We start from the raw sequence: 20,830 nt of genomic DNA, 5'->3' as shown, positions 1-20,830 counted from the left end.
AGAAAAACCAAACGGAAATTAATTTAGTCAATTGTTATTAAAAGGAAAAATATTTGCTAACCTAAAAGCAGATTTGTGCTGCTGAAGAAGATTATTGCTCTGGCCGTTGCTGCTGCTGCCTCTTCCGCCGCTTTCGCCCAATCCAACGTTACCGTTTACGGTGCAGTTGATCTGGGTCAGGCTTTTGTTAAGTCCTCTGGCTCTTCCGTTGCTAACACCGAACAGGGCACCGTTGGTCGTCTGGACAACAACTCTTCCCACATCGGCTTCAAAGGTGTTGAAGATCTGGGCAATGGCCTGAAGGCACTGTTCACGTATGAAGTTGGTTTTGCTGCTGATACTGGCGTGATTGGCACCACCAACACCTACGGTACCCGCGATGCTTATATTGGTTTGACCGGTGGTTTCGGTACTGTTGTCGCAGGTAACCTGACTCACCCGCTGCGTGCTTTCGGTGCCAAAGTTGAATTGACCCCGGCTGCTGCTGGTTTCGGTACGATGGCTTCCGTTACGGGTACTATTGCTGGTCTGCACACTGGTGCTGATAACCGTGCAAATAATGCAGTGGCCTACGTTTCCCCGTCCTTCGGCGGTTTCTCGGGTACCGTTGCTTATATCAATGGTGAGCAAAAGACCAATGCTGCTGCGTCTGCAACTGCTGACGCAAACGTGAATACTCGCGCATATCAAGTTGCTGCCCAGTACGATAATGGCCCGCTGTTTGTTGGTGCTGGCTACCACAAGGCTAAAGAACCGCAACTGGGTTACAACTCCTTCCAAGCGACTCCGGTTACTGCTGCCGCCGACGGTGTTGACGCTCGCGTTATTCGTCTCGCCGCTGTTTACACCCTGCCGACCGCTACCAAGCTGACCGCTCTGTACGACAATACCAAGGTTAGCGGTGATGGCTTCATCAAGCGTAATGCTTTCTCGCTGGGTGTTGCTCAGTCCTTCGGCAAGAACACCGTTGGTGTTGAATATGCACAAAGCGGCAAGATCAAGACCGATGCTGGTACCGCAGACCAAACCAAGGTTAGCATGTGGACTGCTGTTTACTCCTACGAGCTGTCCAAGCGCACCATGCTGCATGCTCGTTACAGCCGTCTGGCCAATCAGGACGAAATGAACACCAATTTCTACCTGAACCCGGTTAACCAAGGTGCTGCTACCGTTGATGCTGCTGGTGCTAACTACACCGGTTACATGGTTGGCCTGCGTCACTCCTTCTAATCTAAGTTAAGACTTAGTTAGAAACCAAAACAGCCACCTTCGGGTGGCTGTTTGCTATGGTGCTGTTGAAAAAGTGTCGTTTAAAACGACATCAAGCAAATCAGCACCTGCAGCCGTCTATAGCGCCTTTTTAGCCCAGCCCAGCAGCCCGAGCCTTTGGCCTCAAGCGATCAGCGTTTGTAGGGGGCCTGTTGCAAGTTTGCGCCGCCCGCCTGTATCACGCTGCCCGCAGTTTGTCGTTTTGAACGACATTCAGCGTAGCGGGTCCAGTTTAAAAAACTCGCCCGTGATCTGCCCAGCGTGCCAGTTGGCCACCAGTTCTTCCTTGTGTATTTCCACCCACGCATTGACCAGCATCTGCTTGTTGCGCGGTAACTCGCCGAAGATGGGTTTGTTGGCAGCGATATCGAAACCAGCTTGGAGCCCATCGCACATTGCCAGCACGAAGGGCTGACTGCTACGCCTGGTTTTGGGCGTAGGAAAAGCCACGATGATGCCGTGATAGGCCGAAATCATCCTGAGCTCATTCATCGACAGTTTCTGCGATACCGGCCGGGTGTAAAGATGGCTGAGATCAAGCCCTGCAAACTCAAGCCGATTTATGGCCTCGAACAGCGGTTCTAACGGATACTGATCGTTGCCATAGCGCCGGCTGACTGAATTACCCGTATGGCCGGTCAGCGCATCATGCACTTCCTCTTCGATGCCCACGGCTCGGCAGGCATCTTTGAAGGTATGGCGAAACGAATGGAAGACTTTACGAGCATCGTGGATGCCCATTTTCTGCCGCAGATAAATTGAAAACCACGTGCTGAAGTAGCCCCCCAACTTGCGGCGTGAGTTCGCGCGCAGATCAGGAAACAGCAATCCGGGGCGCTTGCATCGAGCCAGATACTCCAGAAAACCACAATCGAGCACAGCGGTGTGTAGCGGAATGCGACGACGGGACGCTGCGTTTTTCAGTTGAGCATGTGCAGCTTCGTCGGTGATATTGAGATAGTGCCCCAGTCCCTCTTCGTGCCTGACATCGGAAACCAACAGCTGCGCCAACTCCTCAACTCGCGCCCCAGTAAATAGTGCCAGTAACGGTAGCCAGTAAGCCGCATCTCGGCCACCACCTTTGGGACGCAGGCCAGCAGTGAACACCTCCGACTGAAATAGTCGATTGAGATCATCGGCGCTAAAGGCCACACGAGCTTTTTGCCGCTGCGTGCCTATCGAACGCACATCGGCTACGGGATTGTTGGGGATCTGTTCGTATTCCACAGCGACCCTGAAAATGCCCTTGAGAATGCCCACCTTATGATTAGCGGTTACGGCACTTTGCCCCAGCGTCAGCAAGTGATCGCGGAAGGCCAGCACATCTTTCCTCTCGATGCTTGCCAAGTCCTTGTGCTGGACAAAGCTGGCAAACGCATCGAAAACTTTCTGATAGTCCACAACGGTGGTCATACGACGCTTGGTCGATGAACGTTGCCACTGCTCGAACACCTGCTGGTAGGTGGCAGTCGGCGCTGTGTGTGGGGTCTTGCGTGTCATGATCCTTGGCAGTGCTGGTCAAGCGTCAATAAAAATGACGCTGCAGGGCAGGGGGTATGGTCAAAAATCACCAGGCAGAAAACTTAAGTAGCTCACCCGAAAAAACTGCGCGACACAGATTGCCGGGCACAGACCATTTTTGGCGTCTTCCACATCGCCACTTCATCGATGGCTTGCTGCAGCCTGATCAGCGCCGGAAAACTGCGTTTTCGCGCCAAAAGGCTTGATGTTGCCAACGCGATTACGCTGAGGCGGCGATATGGGCTTCGTGTTGGTCGGCAAATTTTTAACAGGCTGAGCAGGAGACGGTGGTGGAGCAGACCGGCTGCGCGGCGGTGTGATTGACTTTGCTTCTTTGCTACCTTTGCCCTTACGGGGTTTCGATGCAGTTTTTGTCTTTGTCTCACTGGCGGCCTGCCTTTGTTGCTGGGCCTGTTGCTCGATGGCCCGCCATGTGTTGTCAATGATGGTTCGCAGCAGCGCCAGTTGTTCTTCCGCGTTGGTAAATTCAAATAGCCGCATGGTCTCTCCCTTTGTTGTAGTTATCCTTTTTGGGCTACCTGGTGAATACGGCACGAAGTTTTTCGCTGGTGGCTTCAATCTGGCTGTCCAACTCGCCAGCCATGACCGCCGTTCGAATCAAGGCCAGGGTATCCAGCAGTTCCTTGGTGTCGGCTACCTCGATGGCATTTTTCCCCTTGGCCAGTTCGATGATCTTGCTGCCGTAGCGGATGTTGAGATGGATCTTGCCGCCTTCGCCGTACCAAAACCATTCCTTGACCCGCTTGATAACCTCGATGCTGCCGCGTTGACCAGTGGCCTTGTTCACGATGATCTTGGTCTTCTTTGGGGCGTAGACGCGGCCCTCTTGCTGCGCGGTGATCAGTGCGATCTGCTCGTCGATCTTTTCTGCCAGCTTGCCACGCCGATGGGCCACGGCACCGCCCGAGGCTTGGCGTTTGCTGGTAATCAACTTGAGATTGGAAAGGGTGCTCATTGCGTTGTCCTTGGCTGTCGTTACCGGGTAGAACAACTGTATGGTCGGCCTCGGCGCATGGGCAACCGAGAGAAGCATGGGATTTGAATGGCTTTTCGCCGGATTTCACGGCTTTTCATATCAGCCTGCATAAATAAAAACATACAAGCAAGGCGAAGGTTGGCACGCCGACTGTTACTGTGCCGCGAAATCCGTTCTGATGTGTGACGGTAAGCAAACGAACTTCTTGCTGTTCGCCTCATCGCACTACCCAGCTGATGGCTGGATGCCTGAAACGACGCCCCTCTGTGGCAGTTCCGTTTGCGATGTTGTCGTGGTTGGTAGCGCAGCGATGCGTGAAAAAAGTGAGTGGGGACGACGTAAACCCACAAGGTCGTTGGTGTGCTTGGCTATGGCTGCAACGATCTGCGTAAGGACAGCACGTAATGAAGGATGATCGCAGAACCTGCCTTCGCTTGCGTGAGCAAGCTGTGTGATAGCCCGAGTTTTGAGGAACTCAACAAAATAACAGGACCACGATGCCCTACACTGGGCATGGTCAGACCGAGCAATCCGAATCTAACAAAATCAAAAAGCACTCAATCTTCGATTGAGCTTCTTCATTCAAAATACGAGATGGCGTTGTGTCACGAACGGCAGTGAGCGACGGCAACGACAACGAGTTGATCGCTCGAAGGGCGATCATGTGCAGTGCCAGTAACAATCAGCACAAGTGTCACATAGGGCATCGAGATCACGGACGGCAGTGCTGGCGAATTTATTGCTTTAAGCAATAAACTGGTGGCCTTTATCCAGGATACTGAGATACCGCCGTTATGTCTGCAGATGCCACCTACATCCCCTCGGACGAGGAAATCTACCGACAGGTCGATGCCAAGATCGCCAGTTTTGCAGGGCTGTTTGAGCGAACAGGTAGGCCGCCAATGGATCGGGAGCGGATGTTCCGCGAGCAGAAACAGTGGTATGTCGATGCTGATAAGCGGGCAGCTGCCAAACAAGCAGCCGCCGAGGCACAGGCAAAGCTCGATGCCGAAGCTGACGCCGCCTATATCCGCATGCGCGAGCAGCAAGGGAAGCCGATCTTGGTGCAAAGCGAACTGGCGCATCAGTATCCGGAGTGCGACAGGTTCAAGGAAGGGGTGAGGCTGTCCCAGCGAGAGCTTCATGAGCTGGCTGATCGCTGGCAGCTCATGACCTCCGCCAAGGTGCTGCGTCAGCGGGTGCGGGCCTTCGAAACGCAGACCCGTAAAAAACTCTTCACCATCCTCGCAGACGCCTACGCTCTTTACCGTGCCATCTGCAACTCAGAGCAAGCGCTCAGCGTGTTTGACGAGTTGAGGAGCGTGCTGAAGACCATCGATGGGGTGACGACCCACTACGACACACCAACGGCGACGGTGCTGCTGAAGTTCTTGTTCAAGGATGCCAAGGACAAGACCCTGCTGAGTTATTCGCGCTCCTTTGTGCTGGCATACAACTACGAGATCGAGCCTAAGAGCTTCCAAGCCTTCGTCGACGAGATGGGCGGGTTGGAGAAAATTCGCCATGCATTTGCAAAGGTTGCCAAGGCTGATGCAGGCGTTTTGCACACGGATGGCAAACAAGCAGATCGTGCGGCCAGCTACCAGATGCTTTGGCGCTTACCGGTTGTGGCCCGGGTGCAGCTCGATTCCAGCAACCGCCATCGGTTCAGCAACGATGACAGGGGCTATTGCCTCGTGCTGGCCCACAAGGATCCACTCGATCAACTCGAACTGCAGCTGCAGATCCCGGTCACGGAGCAACTGGAGCGGCTGATTTTCGATTACATCACCGAGAGTGCCAAGCGTGCAGGCCACAAACCGTGGTTCGATATCAGGCGTGATGAGGAGCGCCACTTGGCCGATAAAAAAAGCAAGCAGCTGCTTAAACGATACGAGGCAGTAAAGAAAGCTGCAGAGAACAAGGCCAAGTGCGAGGCACGCATTGCCAAGGCTAACGCCGAATTCCAGGGGAAAATAGTTGCAGACCGTAAGCGAGCCGAAAAAGCAGCTGAAAAAGCCAGAAAATCTAAGTCGGGCGCCAAGAAGGCGGCACAGTCCAAGAGTTAATTATCCGACATATAGGGAGTGCTGGGCTGCATTTTATTGCTTGAAGTAATAAAACCTTTACTCCCCATTGTGGCGCACACCGCAAGACCAACCCCCGCTTTTCGCCCAAGTTCAGTTACCCATGTCAGACTGTGTCCGCACGAGCCTTTAGCAGGGCGTTTTTCGCCGCGGACCCGATCGCAGTGGCAGATTTGCCACACGTTTCGGGCTAAATACGACTGAGCATGTTTTGCACAAAATATTATCAGTGGCGCTAAGTCATTGATTTTTAATGGTCGAGCGAAACGAAAAAGTGGGGTAGGAAAGTTGCCGATACGAAAACATAATGCATGCGCGATTTCATTATCAAAGCCAGAAGCGAAAATGACGAAGCATGCAAGAACACTGAACGAGCGCGAACTGCAGCGCCTGCTGGACTATGTAGCGAAAACCAAGAATGCGAAGCGTAACAGGGTCATCCTGTTGCTCACGCACTTGGCGGGTATGCGGATTGGTGAAGTGGCTGCGGTTCGTATCTGCGATGTAGTGTCCAGTGATGGCAGCGTGCGTGACGAAATCAATCTCACTGCAGAACAAACCAAGGGCAAGCGTGGTCGCACGGTGCTGCTGAATGAGCGCATGCGAGCTGAACTTACCCGCTACCTGCAGGGCGTAACAGTGGCGGACCCGAAGCAGGCCCTCTTCGCCAGTCAGCGCAGCGACGCTTTCACCGCCAACTCGCTGACGCAGGTGGTCAACGGCATTTACAAGCAAGCAGGCTTAGACGGTGCCAGCAGCCATAGTGGTCGCCGTGGCTTTTTGACGAACTTGGCTGAAAAGGGTGTCAGCGTGCGGGTGATGATGGCCTTGGCCGGGCATGCCAATATGGCCACGACGCAACGCTACATTGATCTGCGTCCAGGTGTGCTGCGTAATGCAGTTGAACTGGTCTGAGCGTCAAGGAAATTGACGCTCGGTAGGAGAAGGGCTGCACCGCTTCTGCTACCCTGAAGTGCATCCTTTAAATGACAATCCGGACGTGTTTTGCCGGTAACGGATTTTGCTCAGGTTGATGTTAAAAATATTCAATTAAAACAATAGTTTAAAATTTTTATTATGCTAACGTAGATTATGCGGTGTAAGCTAAAAACAGCGCAAACAACCGATCTCTTTGGTCTTTTAAATTAAAAAAACGAGGTCTTTTAAAGTAAAAGTTGAATTCTCTTCGTGTTTGACATGTTTTCAGCTCCAAGGATTGTAGTGCGTATTTTTTATAAGTTATTGAAAATAAAGCACTATAAGAAACCATCAGGACAGATTTTTGCATGCTTTAAACGAAGATTATTGCTCTGGCCCTGGCCGCTGTCGCCGGTTCCGCCGCTGCTCAAACCAACGTCACCGTTTACGGTGTGGTCGATCTGGGCCAAGCTTTTGTTAAGTCCTCTGGCAATGCCGCTGCTACCCCGTCCAACAACCAGTCGACCGTTGGCCGCCTGGACAGCAACTCTTCCTACATCGGCTTCAAGGGTGTGGAAGACCTGGGTAACGGCCTGAAGGCTGTCTTCCAGATCGAAAGCACCGTTGCTCCGGACAACACCGGCGCTATCGACAACAACCGTGACTCCTTCGTGGGCCTGACCGGTGGTTTCGGTACCGCTGTTGCTGGTACCCTGACCCACCCGCTGCGCGCTTTCGGTGCCAAGGTTGAACTGGCTCCGGCTGCTGCTGGCTTCGGTACCACCGCTTCCCTGACCGGCGCCATCAAGGGCGTTAAGTCTGGTGCTGACGACCGCGCCAAGAACGCTGTTGCTTACGTTTCCCCGTCCTTTGGCGGTTTCACTGGTACCGTTGCTTACGTTAACGGCGAAACCCAGAAGAACGGTGCTGACCAAGCTGAAGCCCGTTCCTTCCAAGTTGCTGGTCAGTACGACAATGGCCCGCTGTTCGTTGGTGCTGGCTACCACAAGGCTGTGAATTCCTCCGCCGCTGGTACCCTGGGCAACGACAATGCTGACGCTCGCGTCTACCGTCTGGCTGCTGTCTACACCCTGCCGACCGCTACCAAGCTGACCGCTCTGTACGACAACACCAAGGCTGACACCGATGTTGCTGGTGGTTACCTGAAGCGTAACGCCTTCTCCCTGGGTGTTGCTCAGTCCTTCGGCAAGAACACCGTTGGTCTCGAATACGCCAAGGCCGCCAAGACCAAGACCGAAGCTGGTGAAGTTGCTAACTCCGGCGCTTCCCTGTGGACCGCTGTCTACACCTACGAGCTCTCCAAGCGCACCATCGTGCATGCTCGTTACAGCCACCTGGCTAACAAGGATGGCGTGAACTACGCTTTCTACAACAACCCGGTTAACAACGGCACCACCAACGGTAACGGCGCTGATTACACCGGCTACATGGTTGGCCTGCGTCACTCCTTCTAATCTGGCCTAGCTAGATTCAGAACTGAAAACGGGTGCTTCGGCACCCGTTTTTTATTGTCTGCTGTTTTTGTGTTGCTTTCTGGTGTGCCGTTATTGCAGGCAAAAAAGAAGCCCCGCTTTTGACGGGGCTTTTGCTTTTTGTGGCTTTCTAGATCAGGCTGTCAGGATCAGGTTATCCCGGTGGATGATTTCAGGTTCATCCACGTAGCCGAGGCGTTCTTCGATCTCGGTGGTGGTCTTGCGTGCGATCAGGCGGGCTTCGCCACTGCCGTAGTTGGTCAGGCCGCGGGCGACTTCAATGCCGTCGGGGGAAATGCAGGCGACGGCGGCGCCGCGTTCAAAGTCGCCCTCTGCGCTGGTGACGCCGATCGGGAGCAGGGATTTGCCGGCCTTGAGGGCGTCGACCGCACCCTGGTCGAGGTGCAGGCGGCCGGCCAGTTGCAGGTGGTCGGCAAGCCACTGCTTGCGGGCGGCAAGCGGCTGGGTGGTCGCGACGAGCAGGGTGCCAACGGGCTCGCCTGCGGCCAGGCGTACGATGGGATTGTCTTCACGTCCGCTGGCAATGGCGGTGTGGGCGCCGCTGCGAGCAGCACGCTTGGCAGCGATGACCTTGGTGATCATGCCGCCTGTGCCGACGCACGTGCCGGCGCCGCCTGCCATGGCTTCCAGCGAGGTGTCGCCCGCGGTCGCTTCCTGGATCAGGGTGGCGCTCGGGTCCTTGCGCGGGTCGGCGGTGTAGAGGCCTTTCTGGTCGGTCAGGATGATCAGCGCATCGGCTTCGATCAGGTTGGCAACCAGCGCGCCGAGCGTGTCGTTGTCGCCGAATTTGATTTCGTCGGTGACCACGGTGTCGTTTTCGTTGATGATCGGTACGACGCCGAGGTTGAGCAGGGTGGTCAGCGTCGAACGTGCGTTGAGGTAACGTTTGCGGTCCGCCAGATCGTCGTGCGTGAGCAGGATCTGGGCGGTATTGAGGCCGTGTTCCAGAAAGGCGCTGTCATACACCTGGGCGAGGCCCATCTGGCCAACGGCGGCGGCGGCTTGCAATTCATGCACGCTCTTCGGGCGCTTTTCCCAGCCGAGGCGCTGCATGCCGCAGGCGATGGCGCCGGAGGAGACCAGAACCACTTCCTTGCCGTCGCGGCGCAAGGCGCTGATCTGGCGGGCCCAGTCGTGGATTGCGGCGAGGTCGAGGCCGGTCCCGTTGTTGGTGACCAGCGCCGAGCCCACTTTGACGACCAGGCGCTTGGCGTGGGCGAGGCGGGTTTGGCTCATGCTTCGTCTTCCAGGTCGTCGTCGCTGTCGATCTCGACTTCGGTGTGGGCGGCGGCGTCCGCTGCCTCTTCATCCGGGACTTCGTCCGGAATGGCCAGCTTTTCCAGTGCTTCGTGCAGGGCGTAGATGAGGGGGCGGGTACCGTCGCCGCTGATGGCGGTGATCGCGAAGATCGGGCCGTCGTAGTGCGTGGCCGCTTTGTAGGCGGCGACGAATTCATCCATGCGGGCCTGGCGTTCGTCTTCATCAATCAGGTCCAGCTTGTTCATGACCAGCCAGCGCGGCTTGCTGCCCAGCGTGGGGTCGTGTTTGATCAGTTCATCAACGATGGCCTTGGCGTCGTGCACCGGATCCGCGTCCGGATCGAGCGGGGCGATGTCGACGATGTGCAACAGGATGCGCGTGCGCTGCAGGTGCTTCAGGAAGCGGATGCCCAGACCGGCGCCGTCGGCGGCGCCTTCGATCAGGCCGGGCACGTCGGCCACGACAAAGCTCTTTTCGGCATCGACACGGACCACGCCGAGGTTCGGGTGGAGTGTGGTAAAGGGGTAATCGGCGACCTTGGGGCGGGCGGCGGAGATGGCGCGGATCAGGGTGCTCTTGCCGGCGTTGGGCATGCCGAGCAGGCCGACGTCGGCCAGGACGCGCAGTTCCAGATTCAGTTCGAATTCCTCGCCCGGGTCACCCTTGGTGCATTGGCGCGGGGCGCGGTTGGTCGAGGACTTGAAGTGCGTGTTGCCGAGGCCGCCCTTGCCGCCCTTGGCGATCAGGATTTTCTTGTCGTGCGCGTTGAGGTCGGCCACGACTTCGCCGGTGTTCAGGTCGGAGATGACCGTGCCGACCGGGACGCGCAGCACGATATCGTCGCCGCCCTTGCCGTAGCAGTCGGCGCTGCCGCCGTTTTCGCCGCGCTGGGCGAAGAATTTGCGGGTGTAGCGATAGTCGACCAGGGTGTTGATGTTGCGATCGGCGATCACAAAAACGCTGCCGCCGCGCCCGCCGTCGCCGCCGTTCGGGCCGCCCATCGGAATGTATTTCTCACGCCGGAAGGTGGCGATGCCGTTGCCGCCGTCACCGGCTTTTACGAAAATCTTGGCTTCGTCGATAAATTTCATGTGCTTTCCTTCCGGTTGTCCGGGGCGAGGGGTTTATTGCTTTGCAAACTACGGCAGGCGCGTCACAGACGGTCGACCTGCTTTTTTGGGGTAATTTGCACAGCAATAAAAAAAGCCCTATCCGGCGGATAGGGCTTCTTCGGTTCCGCCGGGCCGATTATTCGGCGGCCGGAACGATGGTCACCGTGCGACGCTTCTTTTCGCCCTTGATGGAGAACTGGACAATGCCGTCCTTCAGTGCGAACAGGGTGTGGTCCTTGCCACAGCCGACGTTTTCGCCCGGGTGGAATTCGGTGCCGCGCTGGCGAACCAGAATGTTGCCGGCGAGAACGAATTGACCGCCGTAGCGCTTCACGCCAAGACGTTTTGCCTGTGAGTCGCGGCCGTTACGTGAACTACCGCCTGCCTTTTTGTGTGCCATTTAACTAGCTCCTTCTCTGAACTTAGGCAGCGATCGTGTCGATGCGCAGTTCGGTGTAGTTCTGACGATGGCCTTGACGCTTCTGGTAATGCTTACGACGGCGCATCTTGAAGATCTTGACCTTGTCGTGACGACCGTGGGAAACCACGGTGCACTTGACGGTGGCACCAGCAACGGTGGGGGCGCCGATCTTCACGCTCTCGCCTTCGCCTACCATGAGGACCTGATCGAGGGTGACTTCTGCGCCAACTTCTGCCGGTATCTGTTCTACTTTGAGTTTTTGGCCAGCGGTAACGCGATACTGCTTACCACCGGTTTTTACGACCGCATACATGAGTTGGACTCCGAATTAATAACGAAGGGTACTGCAAAGGATCGCGCATTATACGGAAAAAAACCGATAAGTCAAAGGCTTTTCAATGGCTTATGATAGACTTCGCGCCTTTCGAAAAGGAGCTTTTTCATGGCTGAAATCACCACGGCCTCCGGCCTGATCTACGAAGACACCGTTGAAGGCAACGGCGCCGAGGCCCTGGCCGGCGCGTTCGTGACCGTGCATTACACCGGCTGGCTGACCGATGGCAGCAAGTTCGATTCGAGCAAGGATCGCAATGATTCCTTCCAGTTCCCGCTGGGCCGCGGTCATGTGATCAAGGGCTGGGACGAAGGCGTGCAAGGCATGAAAGTGGGCGGCACGCGCAAGCTGACCATCCCGTCCAATCTGGGCTATGGCGCTTACGGCGCGGGCGGCGTCATTCCGCCGAACGCCACGCTGATTTTCGAGGTTGAACTCCTCGACGTGCAATGAGCGATCAGGATCATTCGCAGGACCCGTGGGCCCGTTGGCGCAAGCCGGCGGCCCCGACGGTCGACACCCCCGCACCGGCAAAATCGGCCGAGTCCGTCTTGGAACCCGCCGCTGTTGCGCCGAGCGATGGCGAGCCGGGTGAAGTAGCGGGCAGTGCCGAGCGGCGGACATTGGGAGTGAACAAGGCCGCCAAGGCGGCTGCCGAGGCTGAGCGTCTGCAGAAAAAAGCCGCCCGTTTCGAGAAGCAGAAACCGGCAGGTAAAGATCGGCCGAGCGGTACGGCACGACCCGCACGCGCCGAAGGCAGTAAGCCCTCGTCCGGAAAGCCGCGAGGCGATGGCGCCCCGCGCGCGCCGCGTGACAATGCGGTGGATCCCTGGGCACAAGCCCGGCGCGGCGACGCGTCGTTCAAGAAGCCGGCCCGTCCGCAGAGCGAGCGTGCTGAGCGTCCTGTTGCCCCGGTGGAAAAGGCCGGTGTGGCGGCGTCGACCGTCGCCGATCGCCCGACGCCGAGCGGTGTTCGCTTGTCCAAGGTGATGTCCGAGCGTGGCCTGTGTTCCCGGCGTGAAGCGGACCTCTGGATCGAGCGCGGCTGGGTCTTCGTCAATGGCGAGCAAGTGGCTGAGTTGGGGTCGCGGATCGATCCGGCCGCCGAGATCACCATTTCGCAGGAAGCCAAGCGCGATCAGGCCAAGGCCGTTACCATCCTGCTGCACAAACCGGTTGGTTATGTCTCCGGGCAGCCCGAACCGGGCTGTGTGCCGGCCGTGACCCTGATCACCGAGGAAAACCAGTTGCCGCAGTCGGGCGATCAGCCCTTCAAGCCCTGGATGCTGCGTGGTCTGGCGCCGGCGGGTCGGCTGGATGTGGACTCGACCGGGTTGCTGGTGCTGACCAGTGATGGGCGGGTGGCCAAGAAGCTGATCGGCGAAGACAGTCAGGCCGAGAAGGAGTATCTGGTCCGTGTCGATGGCCAGATGATCCCGGGCGGTCTTGAACTGCTGCGTCATGGTCTGGAACTCGATGGCAAGCCGCTGAAGCCGGCCTGGGTGAAACAGTTGAACGAAGATCAGCTGCACTTCATCCTGAAGGAAGGCAAGAAGCGCCAGATCCGTCGCATGTGCGAACTCGTTGGCCTCAAGGTGATCGGCCTGAAGCGCGTGCGTATCGGACGCATCCGCCTGGGGGATCTGCCGCTCGGACAGTGGCGTTTCCTGCGCCAGGACGAGGCGTTCTGACATGACGGCGGGCACTGACGAGGCCCGCCTGATGGCGCGTTATGCGCCACTGGTCCGGCACATCGTCGGTGCGCTGCAAGCCATGCGCCCGCCGGTGCTGGAAGAAGCGGATGCCTATCAGGATGGCATGATCGGGCTCCTGCGGGCCATCCGCTCCCATAAAGGGAATGTGACCGATCCGGCCTTCCTGGGCTACGCCGGCCTCAAGATCCGCGGTGCGGTGATCGACGGTTATCGTGCCGCCGGTGAGCAATCGCGCGGCGACTACGCGCAGGCTCGGCGCATCCGCGAAGCCGTGGCTGCCGGCGTGGAGGTGGCGCCGGCCGAGCGCGCCTGGGCCGAGCGTTTTCTGGCGGAGGCCTGGTTGCCGGCGGTGCCTCTGGACCCCACGCTGGAAGATGGGCCGCTGCTGGCCGATCCGCAGCCGGGCCCGGAGCAGCGAACCGAGGCCAACCGGCTGTTGCGTAAGGCAATTGATGCCCTGCAGGCCTGTGCGTTAAGAGATCGCAACATCTTCATTGCGTGCGAACTGTATGGTTCGACCCAGCATGAAGTGGCGGCACGTTATGACCTGACGCCGGGACGGGTTTCCCAGATCATTCGCGCTGTGCGGCAAGAGGTCTTGCTGGCGCTCGCCTGAGTTTTGCGTTGAGTTCCCCAATTAAAAACGCCGGCATCGCCGGCGTTTTGCATGCGGGGCTGGCGTGGATCAGGCGGCCGGGCGGACCGGCGGCATCATCAGGCATTCGCCATCGATCACGGTTTTGCCGGCGACGGTGCACACGGTGTCAAGGATGACGCGATTCTTGGCGGCATTGACTTCGCGCACGGTGACCGTGGCGGTAACCGTGTCGCCCGGCTTGACCGGGGCTTTGAACTTCAGGGTTTGCGACAGGTAGATGGTGCCGGGGCCGGGCAGTTTGTTGGCCAGGGTGGCGGAGATGAAGCCGGCGGACAGCATGCCGTGGGCGATGCGGGTGCCGAACATCGTACCTTTGCAGTATTCCTCGTCCAGGTGCGCCGGGTTCACGTCGGTCGAAATGCCGGCAAACAGAATGATGTCGGCTTCGGTGACGGTCTTGGACGTGCTGGCAGACATGCCCGGTTGCAGTTGGTCGATGTAATACGTCATTGCTGGACTCCTCGTGTTGTGAATTGGTATGACGGGAACACGCACTCTACCACGCCCGCCGGGGATCAGCGGAACCCCGGCAGCCAGCCCGATTGCTGTGACCCTGGTGCTGCTTGGAGCGTCCCTTGGTACAGGGCTTCGATGACGGGGGGCTCGCGCCAGGGCTGGTCCATGAAAGACAGGCCGATTTCCTCGACGGTGCGTCCCGACCAGTAATGGTCTGCCACGTCATCGAGCGCGGCGAGGGAGAGACTATGCGGCAAGCGCAGGTAGTCCAGCCAACTGGCATCGTGGAAGGAGCAGATATACGCACCCTGAGTGGTTGCGCAGGAGAGCTGTTTGCCGAAGACCCGTTCCGGGTGCTTGTTGCGGAAAGTCATCGCATCCGTCTGGGTAGCAAAGAGCAGCAGCGCGTGCAGGCGGCTGGGGAAGTGGTTGTAGCGGCGCTGTCTGAAGTATTCCAGATGGTATTCCGCAAAATAGTTTTGGACGGACAGCATCTGTTCCCCGGGGGCCGGGCTGCCGCCTTCAGGTGCGGCCAGTGTGGCGCCAAACGGACTGCCCTTGAGAATGTCCCAGCCAGGCAGGTCAGAGCCTGCGTCAAGCCAGCAGTAGAGTTCGAGGGAAGCGGTGTCCTTGATCAGGTTGTCCATCGGGGCGCGCTCGGGATGGCGTATGGCATATTCTCGCCGATACCACGCTGAGGGCCAAGCCCGCCGGGATGATTCGCCTGGATTTTTTTCAAACCCGTGCTAAGCTGAAGTCACAGTGATTCGCAGCCGGTCGCTGTGAGGTTCTGGTAGTCAGGCTGTGCTGCAGGAGATTCCATGGCAGTTTTTGCAGGAAGAATTTCTTGAACGAATTGAGCTGTACCCCGTGACGGCCTGACGGCCGGATTGCCCCGACACGATGCGCCGGGGTCTGTGTCAAAGAAGCCCATGCCTGACAGCATGGGCTTCGCGCTTTTGTGGAATAGATAAATCATGTCGATTGAACGGTTTGGGACGACGCAACGCTTTTCAGACAGCGTGGTGCATGCAGGGACGGTATATCTGGTCGAGGTGCCCTCCAATCTGGCCGCCGATGTGGTTGCGCAGACCGAAAACATGCTGGCGAGTGTCGATCGCTTGCTGGCACAAGCGGGCAGTGATCGTCAGCATCTGCTGATGGCCACGATTTATCTGGCAGACATGGCGGACTATGACGGTATGAATGCGGTTTGGGATGCCTGGGTGCCGGCCGGGTGTGCGCCTGCGCGGGCCTGTGTTCAGGCGCGGCTGGCCAAACCGGAATATCGGGTTGAAATTGCGTTGACCGCCGCCCGCATCAGTTTGCCGGTGGCGTGACTTCAGCGTTGCAGTCGCAGCCGTGCCCGGCTGCGATCCAGCGGCGGACAATTTTTTGCAGTATCGGATGCAGGCTTTCCGGCAGCATGGGGAACAGTTGCTCCGGTGTGGCCAGCAAGCCGCAAAGATAGCGTCCCGTTGTGGGCGACCAGGTTAGTGCGGGGCAAGGGCCGCCGCTGCGCCAGTAGCGTAGCCGGGCCAAGGGGCAGGTCTCCAGGGCGCAGCATACCCCGCAGCCATTGCAGGGGGCGCCTGCCAGGGGTTTGTCCGGCGCGGCCGGGTGCAGGTGAATGACCGTTGTGCTCGAGCGGCTCAGTGGCACTCTACCGGTGCAATGAAAACGTAGCCTTGGGAGCGCAGCGTCTTGATGTAGGCGCTGCCATCCGGTTGTGCGCCCAGGATGCGCCGGATCTGACTGACGTGAACATCAATGATCCGATCGTAGGGCGTGTATTCACGCTTCAGCACACGGGAGAGGTGCTCGCGGGAGAGGGGTTCGAACGGCTTTTCCAGGAAGGCGGTCAATAAGGCGTAGGCGGAGACGCCGAGCGCCGTGGGGGTGCCGTCCAGTGTGGCGAGTTCGCGTGAGGCCGTATTCAGGACCCAATTGCCGAAGTGCAAGCGGTTTCCGCCTTCGGTGCGTGCGCTGGTGGGTTTGGTCTGACAGCGGCGCAGCAGGCCGCGAACGCGTGCCAGTAATTCGCGCAGATTGCAGGGCTTTGGCAGGAAGTCATCTGCCCCGATTTCAATGCCGATAATGCGCTCGATTTCATCTGAGCGATTGGAGTGAATGAGGACGGGGATTTCCGACTGTTGGCGTAATTGGCGCAATAATTCGAGCCCATCTGCATCCGGCAGGCTGAGGTCGAGTACGATCAGGTCCGGCTCATCTTTCAGGCGTTGCCACATGGCTGCGCCGGTCTCTGCGAAAATGGTCTCGATCCCCGCAGTGCCCAGCGTGGTAGCCAGGACGTGCCGGGTGGCAGGATCGTCTTCAACGATGAGGGCTGTGTGTTTCATGGTGTGCGTATTTGGAATTGTCGCCGCCAACATGGGTCAGTCAGATTGTTTTACTATTTTTAATGTTTTGCAATTCCTCATTTGGGATGAGGGGCTTCCAGAATGCGAAGCGAATGCAGATTATGACGGAGAAAACGGAGTTGGTGCCGAATTCGCTTGAAGGATTCGATGTGCCTGCGGCAATTGACCGCATGCTGGGGCGGGAAGATCTCTGGTGGGAGGCGCTGTGTCTTTTCTTGCAGCACTTCGCCAATTGGGAGGCGGAGTGGTCCGCGGCCCAGGGAGATGATGCCGCCGAGCGGCGTTGTGTCCACGCCCTGCGCAGCGGCGCAGCCAATGTCGGGGCCAATCAGGTCAGTTGTGCAGCGGCTGTATTGGAAGAGTTGCTGCTGGTCCGCTTGTCCGGTAAAGCAGTCATGATCCCCCCTTCCGTTCGGGGCTACCTGCGGGATTGCTGGCGGACCGCACATGGAGCGGCTGCGCAGGCGAACTACCGTTATTGCCTGAAGATGGCCGGTTAACGCGTGAGCACCTCGATCGTCGCCCTCCTGAGTCGTATTGCCCAACGCTGGACGTTGATCGGGGCGGCTTGCCTGTTATTGCTCGGTGGTACCGTTGGGGGCGTGCTGGCCTGGCAGCATTTGATTGAAGCGGGGCGGGGGCAACTGGTGCTTTGGGCCAATGCCTACGGTCAACTCTCTGTCTATGATCCGCGCGGTTCGGAGCGGGCCTTGCTGGTCGGCTTGGCGGCCATGGAGCAGGTGGATGCGTTTGCGCTCTACGACCCTGCCGGGCGGCGTGTGCTGGATGTGGCGCGGATGCCGGAAAGACGTTTCCCCGTGCTGCAGCCATATAACACACCGGATTTCGCCATGCAGGGGCGTTTTGTCGTGCTCTCCAGTACTGTTGTCATTCCCGATGCCGGAACGCATGTCGCGATGCTGCGTCTGTGGATGAAGCCCTTTTACGACGGCCTGCTGATTTATCTGCTCTTTGCCGCGCTGACGTTGGCTATCGTGCATTGGTGTGGTGGTGGGCTACTCCGGTTGCGCGTGCATCGTCTGCTCCACCCCGTTCGCCAGCTGGCCGATGACCTGGCTGAAACGGGAGGGCGCCTGATGCGCGTTAATCCGCGGGTGACGGGGATTCGCGAAATCGACCTGCTGGTCGAGAGTCTGAACGGCATGCTGAGCCGCATTCGCGAACGCGACCGGCGCGTTTCCGGTCATCTGGATGGCCTGGAACAGATGGTCGAGCAGCGGACCCGCGAACTCCGCGCAGCCAAGGATGCCGCAGAAGCCGGTAGCAGGGCGAAGAGCGAGTTTCTGGCAACCATGAGCCATGAAATCCGGACGCCCATGAATGGCGTGCTCGGCATGGCGGATCTCTTGCTGGCTTCGAACCTGCAGCCCGAACAGCGCCAATACGTGGAAGCGATCGAGCGCTCTGGTCGGCATCTGCTCTGGATCATCAACGACATCCTGGACTTTTCGAAGATCGAGTCCGGCAAACTGGAGCTGGAAGTGGTGCAGTTTGACCTGCGCCAACTGCTGGAAGAGTCGCTGGAGTTGTTTATCCATCTGGCGCATAAAAAAGGGCTCGAACTGGTGGCGGATATTCCGGCCGGCGGTAATTTGAGCGTGCAGGGCGATGCGCTCCGGTTGCGACAGATTTTGGCGAACCTGCTCAGCAATGCAGTCAAATTTACCGAGCAGGGCGAGGTTGTGCTGCGCCTTGAGTTCGGGCAGGCGCGCGGGGCGATCCTGCCGGTGACCTTGAGTGTGCGGGATACCGGGATCGGGATTCCGCTCGAGGCCCAGGCGCGGGTTTTTGAGCATTTTTCCCAGGCAGATGGCTCCACCAGTCGCAAATACGGTGGCACCGGGCTGGGGTTGGCCATTTGCCGCAAACTGGCGGAAATGATGGGCGGTGAATTGCTGCTGGATAGCCGACCCGGGCTGGGGGCGACCTTCAGCGTTTGTATCCCGTTGCGCTGTAACCGGGAATTTTCACAGGCCGTGCCCCTGTTCCGCGAGGGCGCGCTGCATCGGGTGTTGGTGGTGGATGACCATGCCTTGAGTGCGGACATCATGGCGCGCCAATTGCGCAGCCGTGGCTGGTTGGTCGACGCCCTGTATTCCGGGGTGAGCGCCTTGGCCGCCTTGCGTTCGGCGGTTGCGGAAGGGGAGCCTTACGATCTGGTCTTGCTGGATATGGCCATGCCCGGCCTGGATGGTCTGGCGGTGGCGCGGGCCATCCGTGGCGAGCCGGGGCTGGCAGGAACGCGGATCATCATGCTGGCATCGTCGGTGGCCATGATCGGGCGTCAGGAGCAGGAGGGCTTGCAGGTGGCGGCCTGTCTGGCCAAGCCAATGCGTCAGGCACAGTTGTTCAAGGCGGTGGATGCCGTACTGCACAGTGAGGTACATGCTGCCGCTGCGCCGGTGGAGGAGAGCCAGGTGCCCCGTTTGCGTGGGCATGTTCTGCTGGTTGAGGATAATGAAAGCAATCTGGTGGTGGCACGCGCTTATCTGGAGCGGGCCGGACTCGATGTGGCCATTGCCATGGATGGTGAAGAGGCGCTGCAGGCATTGGCAGATGGGGCGTTTGATCTGGTCCTGATGGATTGTCAGATGCCGGGAATGGATGGATTCGAGGCGACGCGCCGTCTGCGTGAACAGGAAGCGGCGAGGGGGGCGCATGTCCCGGTGGTGGCCTTGACGGCGAATGTGATGCAAGGCGACCGGGATCGCTGTCTTGCGGCGGGGATGGATGACTACCTTGGCAAGCCCTACACCGGCGATGAAATGATCCAGGTGCTGCGCCGCTGGCTGCCCTTGGAGCGGCGCCGGGGCGGCGGTCGGGATGCGGCCGTCAGCGAGCCGGCGATCAGTGGGGCTGTTTTTGCCGCCAACGTATTGCCACCGGTATTCGATCAGGCCGCGATCAACCGGATTCGTGCCTTGGCACCGGAGCGGGCCGATGGTCTCGTGGCGGAACTGTTGACAGCCTACCGCGGTGCGGCTGAGCGGGAAATGGGCAAATTCGAGCAAGCCTTTACCGGGGGCGATACGGAAGCACTGGCCAAGGCGGCGCATGCGCTGAAATCGAGTTCCTTCAACGTCGGGGCCAACGGTCTGGGCGAACTGATGAAGGAAATCGAATCCCTGGCCAGAACGGAGGATTGGGGTGGTCTGCGCTTCCGGGCGCTGGCCGCACAGGCTGAATGGGCGCGGATTGAGCAGGCCTTTGAGTTTATCAGCGAGGAAGCGGGACATGACTGAGCGCGTTCATCGCGTACTGGTGGCGGATGATGATCCGACCATGCGTTTGCTGATGCCGGTGGCACTGGCAGGCAAAGGATTTGCACTGAGTGTGTTTGAGGATGGGCTGGCGGCCCGGGATGCGCTACTGCAGGCCGCTTTCGATCTGGTCGTGCTGGATGTCGAAATGCCCGGCATGGATGGCCTGGCATTGGCCGGGTTGATGCGCCAGATGCCGGCCTATGCCGGGGTGCCCCTGGTGTTGCTGACGGGGCGGCAGGATGCGGCCTTCCTGGCCGCCTGTGCCGAGCTGGGGGCGCATCATCTTGCCAAGCCGATTGATTGGCAGGAGATTGCCGGGATATTCAGCGAACTGCTGCGAACAGACGCCCGGGGCGGTATGATGCCGGCTGATCAGGCGGACGCCTGACATCAACAATAAGGAGGGAGACATGATGCGCCGTTTGCTGCGAGTGCTCAGCCTGGTTTTAGGCTTGTCCGTGCTGTCGACCGTCGGGCAGGCACAGGAGGCGCGTCCCTTGTCGCGGGGGCAGACCCTCTATCTGCCCATCTATTCGCACATGCTGTACGGCAATATCGGCAAAAGCGGCAAAGCATCCTACATCCTGCTTTCGGCGCTGGTCAGCGTGCGTAACGTTGATCCCCGGCGCGCCTTGCGGGTGCAGACCGCCCGTTATTACGATACGGCCGGCAAACTGCTTGGCGAGCGTCTGACCCAACCCGTTGTGATTCCCCCCTTGGGGACGCTGGAGTTGTTCGTCGAACTGAACGATGCCTCCGGCGGGTCCGGTGCCAATTTTGTCCTGCGCTGGGATGCGGATCAGGCGATGAACCCGCCGCTGGTCGAGGCGCTGCATGCCAATCTGGATGGCGGCAAGGCGGTCGTGTTTACCAGCCAGGCTGTGCCGGTCGCGGAGTAGAACC

General features: G+C 58.7%; 22 protein-coding genes. 12 read left to right on the top strand and 10 right to left on the bottom strand.

What is annotated here, in order from left to right:
* The first annotated feature begins 75 nt into the window (after positions 1–75).
* Entirely contained in the window at positions 76–1,230 is a 1,155-nt protein-coding gene (locus AACO21_RS06230) for a porin (protein ID WP_346191640.1), read from the top strand.
* A 252-nt stretch (positions 1,231–1,482) separates the two neighbouring features.
* Here AACO21_RS06230 and AACO21_RS06225 read toward each other — a convergent pair whose 3' ends face one another.
* From AACO21_RS06225 to AACO21_RS06215, 3 genes are all read right to left on the bottom strand, one after another.
* Entirely contained in the window at positions 1,483–2,769 is a 1,287-nt protein-coding gene (locus AACO21_RS06225) for a phage integrase SAM-like domain-containing protein (RefSeq protein WP_346191639.1), read from the bottom strand.
* A 162-nt stretch (positions 2,770–2,931) separates the two neighbouring features.
* The gene (locus AACO21_RS06220) at positions 2,932–3,291 is read right to left on the bottom strand and encodes a hypothetical protein (protein WP_346191638.1); all 360 of its coding nucleotides are present in this window, start codon (positions 3,289–3,291) and stop codon (positions 2,932–2,934) included.
* 34 nt (positions 3,292–3,325) lie between these two features.
* Positions 3,326–3,844, bottom strand: coding sequence for a DUF6641 family protein (locus AACO21_RS06215; protein ID WP_346191637.1), 519 nt, complete (start codon positions 3,842–3,844; stop codon positions 3,326–3,328).
* A gap of 737 nt (positions 3,845–4,581) precedes the next feature.
* On the opposite strand from AACO21_RS06215, the gene AACO21_RS06210 reads away from it, so the two are divergent.
* From AACO21_RS06210 to AACO21_RS06200, 3 genes are all read left to right on the top strand, one after another.
* Complete coding sequence (locus AACO21_RS06210) at positions 4,582–5,856, top strand: hypothetical protein (RefSeq protein ID WP_346191636.1); 1,275 nt, start codon at positions 4,582–4,584, stop codon at positions 5,854–5,856.
* Positions 5,857–6,219: 363 nt separating this feature from the next.
* The gene (locus AACO21_RS06205) at positions 6,220–6,789 is read left to right on the top strand and encodes a site-specific integrase (protein ID WP_346191635.1); all 570 of its coding nucleotides are present in this window, start codon (positions 6,220–6,222) and stop codon (positions 6,787–6,789) included.
* A 386-nt stretch (positions 6,790–7,175) separates the two neighbouring features.
* Positions 7,176–8,267 carry a porin gene (locus AACO21_RS06200; RefSeq protein WP_346191860.1) on the top strand — a complete coding sequence of 364 codons (1,092 nt, stop codon included), beginning with the start codon at positions 7,176–7,178 and terminating at the stop codon, positions 8,265–8,267.
* A gap of 153 nt (positions 8,268–8,420) precedes the next feature.
* Here AACO21_RS06200 and proB read toward each other — a convergent pair whose 3' ends face one another.
* The 4 genes from proB to rplU all read right to left on the bottom strand — a co-directional run bounded on the left by proB (position 8,421) and on the right by rplU (position 11,412).
* A complete protein-coding gene (gene proB / locus AACO21_RS06195) occupies positions 8,421–9,542 on the bottom strand; it encodes a glutamate 5-kinase (RefSeq protein ID WP_346191634.1) in 1,122 nt (373 codons plus the stop codon).
* Positions 9,539–10,657, bottom strand: a complete 1,119-nt coding sequence (gene cgtA, locus AACO21_RS06190) for an Obg family GTPase CgtA (protein WP_346191633.1) — start codon at positions 10,655–10,657, stop codon at positions 9,539–9,541. Before cgtA ends, proB begins: the two co-directional genes overlap by 4 nt.
* A 157-nt stretch (positions 10,658–10,814) precedes the next feature.
* A complete protein-coding gene (gene rpmA, locus AACO21_RS06185) occupies positions 10,815–11,078 on the bottom strand; it encodes a 50S ribosomal protein L27 (RefSeq protein ID WP_346191632.1) in 264 nt (87 codons plus the stop codon).
* A gap of 22 nt (positions 11,079–11,100) precedes the next feature.
* Positions 11,101–11,412: a 50S ribosomal protein L21 gene (gene rplU / locus AACO21_RS06180; RefSeq protein ID WP_346191631.1), complete on the bottom strand. Its 312-nt coding sequence runs from the start codon at positions 11,410–11,412 to the stop codon at positions 11,101–11,103.
* 129 nt (positions 11,413–11,541) lie between these two features.
* Between rplU and AACO21_RS06175 the strand changes: the two genes are divergently transcribed.
* Genes AACO21_RS06175 through AACO21_RS06165 form a run of 3 tightly spaced genes read left to right on the top strand, consistent with a single transcriptional unit; the run spans position 11,542 to position 13,764 of the window.
* Positions 11,542–11,886, top strand: a complete 345-nt coding sequence (locus AACO21_RS06175) for an FKBP-type peptidyl-prolyl cis-trans isomerase (RefSeq protein WP_346191630.1) — start codon at positions 11,542–11,544, stop codon at positions 11,884–11,886.
* Positions 11,883–13,124: a pseudouridine synthase gene (locus tag AACO21_RS06170; RefSeq protein WP_346191629.1), complete on the top strand. Its 1,242-nt coding sequence runs from the start codon at positions 11,883–11,885 to the stop codon at positions 13,122–13,124. The genes AACO21_RS06175 and AACO21_RS06170 overlap by 4 nt, the downstream gene beginning before the upstream one ends.
* 1 nt (position 13,125) lies before the next feature.
* Complete coding sequence (locus tag AACO21_RS06165) at positions 13,126–13,764, top strand: sigma-70 family RNA polymerase sigma factor (RefSeq protein ID WP_346191628.1); 639 nt, start codon at positions 13,126–13,128, stop codon at positions 13,762–13,764.
* A 69-nt stretch (positions 13,765–13,833) separates the two neighbouring features.
* On the opposite strand, the gene AACO21_RS06160 is transcribed toward AACO21_RS06165, so the two are convergent.
* Positions 13,834–14,256 (bottom strand): MaoC family dehydratase, encoded by a 423-nt coding sequence (locus AACO21_RS06160; RefSeq protein WP_346191627.1) that lies wholly within the window; start codon positions 14,254–14,256, stop codon positions 13,834–13,836.
* 65 nt (positions 14,257–14,321) lie between these two features.
* Positions 14,322–14,909 carry a hypothetical protein gene (locus AACO21_RS06155; RefSeq protein WP_346191626.1) on the bottom strand — a complete coding sequence of 196 codons (588 nt, stop codon included), beginning with the start codon at positions 14,907–14,909 and terminating at the stop codon, positions 14,322–14,324.
* A gap of 330 nt (positions 14,910–15,239) precedes the next feature.
* Here AACO21_RS06155 and AACO21_RS06150 point away from each other — a divergent pair, with 330 nt between their 5' ends.
* Positions 15,240–15,602 carry a RidA family protein gene (locus AACO21_RS06150; protein WP_346191625.1) on the top strand — a complete coding sequence of 121 codons (363 nt, stop codon included), beginning with the start codon at positions 15,240–15,242 and terminating at the stop codon, positions 15,600–15,602.
* Positions 15,603–15,914: 312 nt separating this feature from the next.
* Here AACO21_RS06150 and AACO21_RS06145 read toward each other — a convergent pair whose 3' ends face one another.
* Complete coding sequence (locus AACO21_RS06145; RefSeq protein WP_346191624.1) at positions 15,915–16,622, bottom strand: response regulator transcription factor; 708 nt, start codon at positions 16,620–16,622, stop codon at positions 15,915–15,917.
* A gap of 113 nt (positions 16,623–16,735) precedes the next feature.
* Here AACO21_RS06145 and AACO21_RS06140 point away from each other — a divergent pair, with 113 nt between their 5' ends.
* From AACO21_RS06140 to AACO21_RS06125, 4 genes are read left to right on the top strand one after another with little or no spacing between them, the layout of a single operon-like run.
* Positions 16,736–17,143, top strand: a complete 408-nt coding sequence (locus AACO21_RS06140; protein WP_346191623.1) for an Hpt domain-containing protein — start codon at positions 16,736–16,738, stop codon at positions 17,141–17,143.
* A gap of 3 nt (positions 17,144–17,146) precedes the next feature.
* Positions 17,147–19,906 carry a response regulator gene (locus tag AACO21_RS06135; RefSeq protein WP_346191622.1) on the top strand — a complete coding sequence of 920 codons (2,760 nt, stop codon included), beginning with the start codon at positions 17,147–17,149 and terminating at the stop codon, positions 19,904–19,906.
* On the top strand, positions 19,899–20,315 hold the full coding sequence (locus tag AACO21_RS06130) for a response regulator (protein ID WP_346191621.1): 417 nt from the start codon (positions 19,899–19,901) through the stop codon (positions 20,313–20,315). Before AACO21_RS06135 ends, AACO21_RS06130 begins: the two co-directional genes overlap by 8 nt.
* A gap of 22 nt (positions 20,316–20,337) precedes the next feature.
* Positions 20,338–20,826, top strand: a complete 489-nt coding sequence (locus AACO21_RS06125) for a DUF3124 domain-containing protein (protein ID WP_346191620.1) — start codon at positions 20,338–20,340, stop codon at positions 20,824–20,826.
* Positions 20,827–20,830: the final 4 nt, after the last annotated feature.

Origin of the sequence: Dechloromonas sp. ZS-1, assembly GCF_039649255.1 — a bacterium.
In the GTDB taxonomy this organism is placed as follows: Bacteria; Pseudomonadota; Gammaproteobacteria; order Burkholderiales; family Rhodocyclaceae; genus Azonexus.
The sequence above is the reverse complement of the archived record's forward strand: the minus strand, read 5'-3'. Positions and strand labels throughout refer to the sequence as shown.

Bases quoted from the DNA above. Each gene is read 5' to 3' on its own strand.
- AACO21_RS06140 (WP_346191623.1), top strand. From the start codon at position 16,736: ATGCAGATTATGACGGAGAAAACGGAGTTGGTGCCGAATTCGCTTGAA.
- rplU (WP_346191631.1), bottom strand. From the start codon at position 11,412: ATGTATGCGGTCGTAAAAACCGGTGGTAAGCAGTATCGCGTTACCGCT.
- proB (WP_346191634.1), bottom strand. From the start codon at position 9,542: ATGAGCCAAACCCGCCTCGCCCACGCCAAGCGCCTGGTCGTCAAAGTG.
- AACO21_RS06210 (WP_346191636.1), top strand. From the start codon at position 4,582: ATGTCTGCAGATGCCACCTACATCCCCTCGGACGAGGAAATCTACCGA.
- cgtA (WP_346191633.1), bottom strand. From the start codon at position 10,657: ATGAAATTTATCGACGAAGCCAAGATTTTCGTAAAAGCCGGTGACGGC.
- AACO21_RS06165 (WP_346191628.1), top strand. From the start codon at position 13,126: ATGACGGCGGGCACTGACGAGGCCCGCCTGATGGCGCGTTATGCGCCA.
- AACO21_RS06150 (WP_346191625.1), top strand. From the start codon at position 15,240: ATGTCGATTGAACGGTTTGGGACGACGCAACGCTTTTCAGACAGCGTG.
- AACO21_RS06145 (WP_346191624.1), bottom strand. From the start codon at position 16,622: ATGAAACACACAGCCCTCATCGTTGAAGACGATCCTGCCACCCGGCAC.
- AACO21_RS06125 (WP_346191620.1), top strand. From the start codon at position 20,338: ATGATGCGCCGTTTGCTGCGAGTGCTCAGCCTGGTTTTAGGCTTGTCC.
- AACO21_RS06170 (WP_346191629.1), top strand. From the start codon at position 11,883: ATGAGCGATCAGGATCATTCGCAGGACCCGTGGGCCCGTTGGCGCAAG.
- AACO21_RS06175 (WP_346191630.1), top strand. From the start codon at position 11,542: ATGGCTGAAATCACCACGGCCTCCGGCCTGATCTACGAAGACACCGTT.
- AACO21_RS06130 (WP_346191621.1), top strand. From the start codon at position 19,899: ATGACTGAGCGCGTTCATCGCGTACTGGTGGCGGATGATGATCCGACC.
- AACO21_RS06225 (WP_346191639.1), bottom strand. From the start codon at position 2,769: ATGACACGCAAGACCCCACACACAGCGCCGACTGCCACCTACCAGCAG.
- AACO21_RS06220 (WP_346191638.1), bottom strand. From the start codon at position 3,291: ATGCGGCTATTTGAATTTACCAACGCGGAAGAACAACTGGCGCTGCTG.
- AACO21_RS06155 (WP_346191626.1), bottom strand. From the start codon at position 14,909: ATGGACAACCTGATCAAGGACACCGCTTCCCTCGAACTCTACTGCTGG.
- AACO21_RS06205 (WP_346191635.1), top strand. From the start codon at position 6,220: ATGACGAAGCATGCAAGAACACTGAACGAGCGCGAACTGCAGCGCCTG.
- AACO21_RS06160 (WP_346191627.1), bottom strand. From the start codon at position 14,256: ATGACGTATTACATCGACCAACTGCAACCGGGCATGTCTGCCAGCACG.
- rpmA (WP_346191632.1), bottom strand. From the start codon at position 11,078: ATGGCACACAAAAAGGCAGGCGGTAGTTCACGTAACGGCCGCGACTCA.
- AACO21_RS06215 (WP_346191637.1), bottom strand. From the start codon at position 3,844: ATGCTTCTCTCGGTTGCCCATGCGCCGAGGCCGACCATACAGTTGTTC.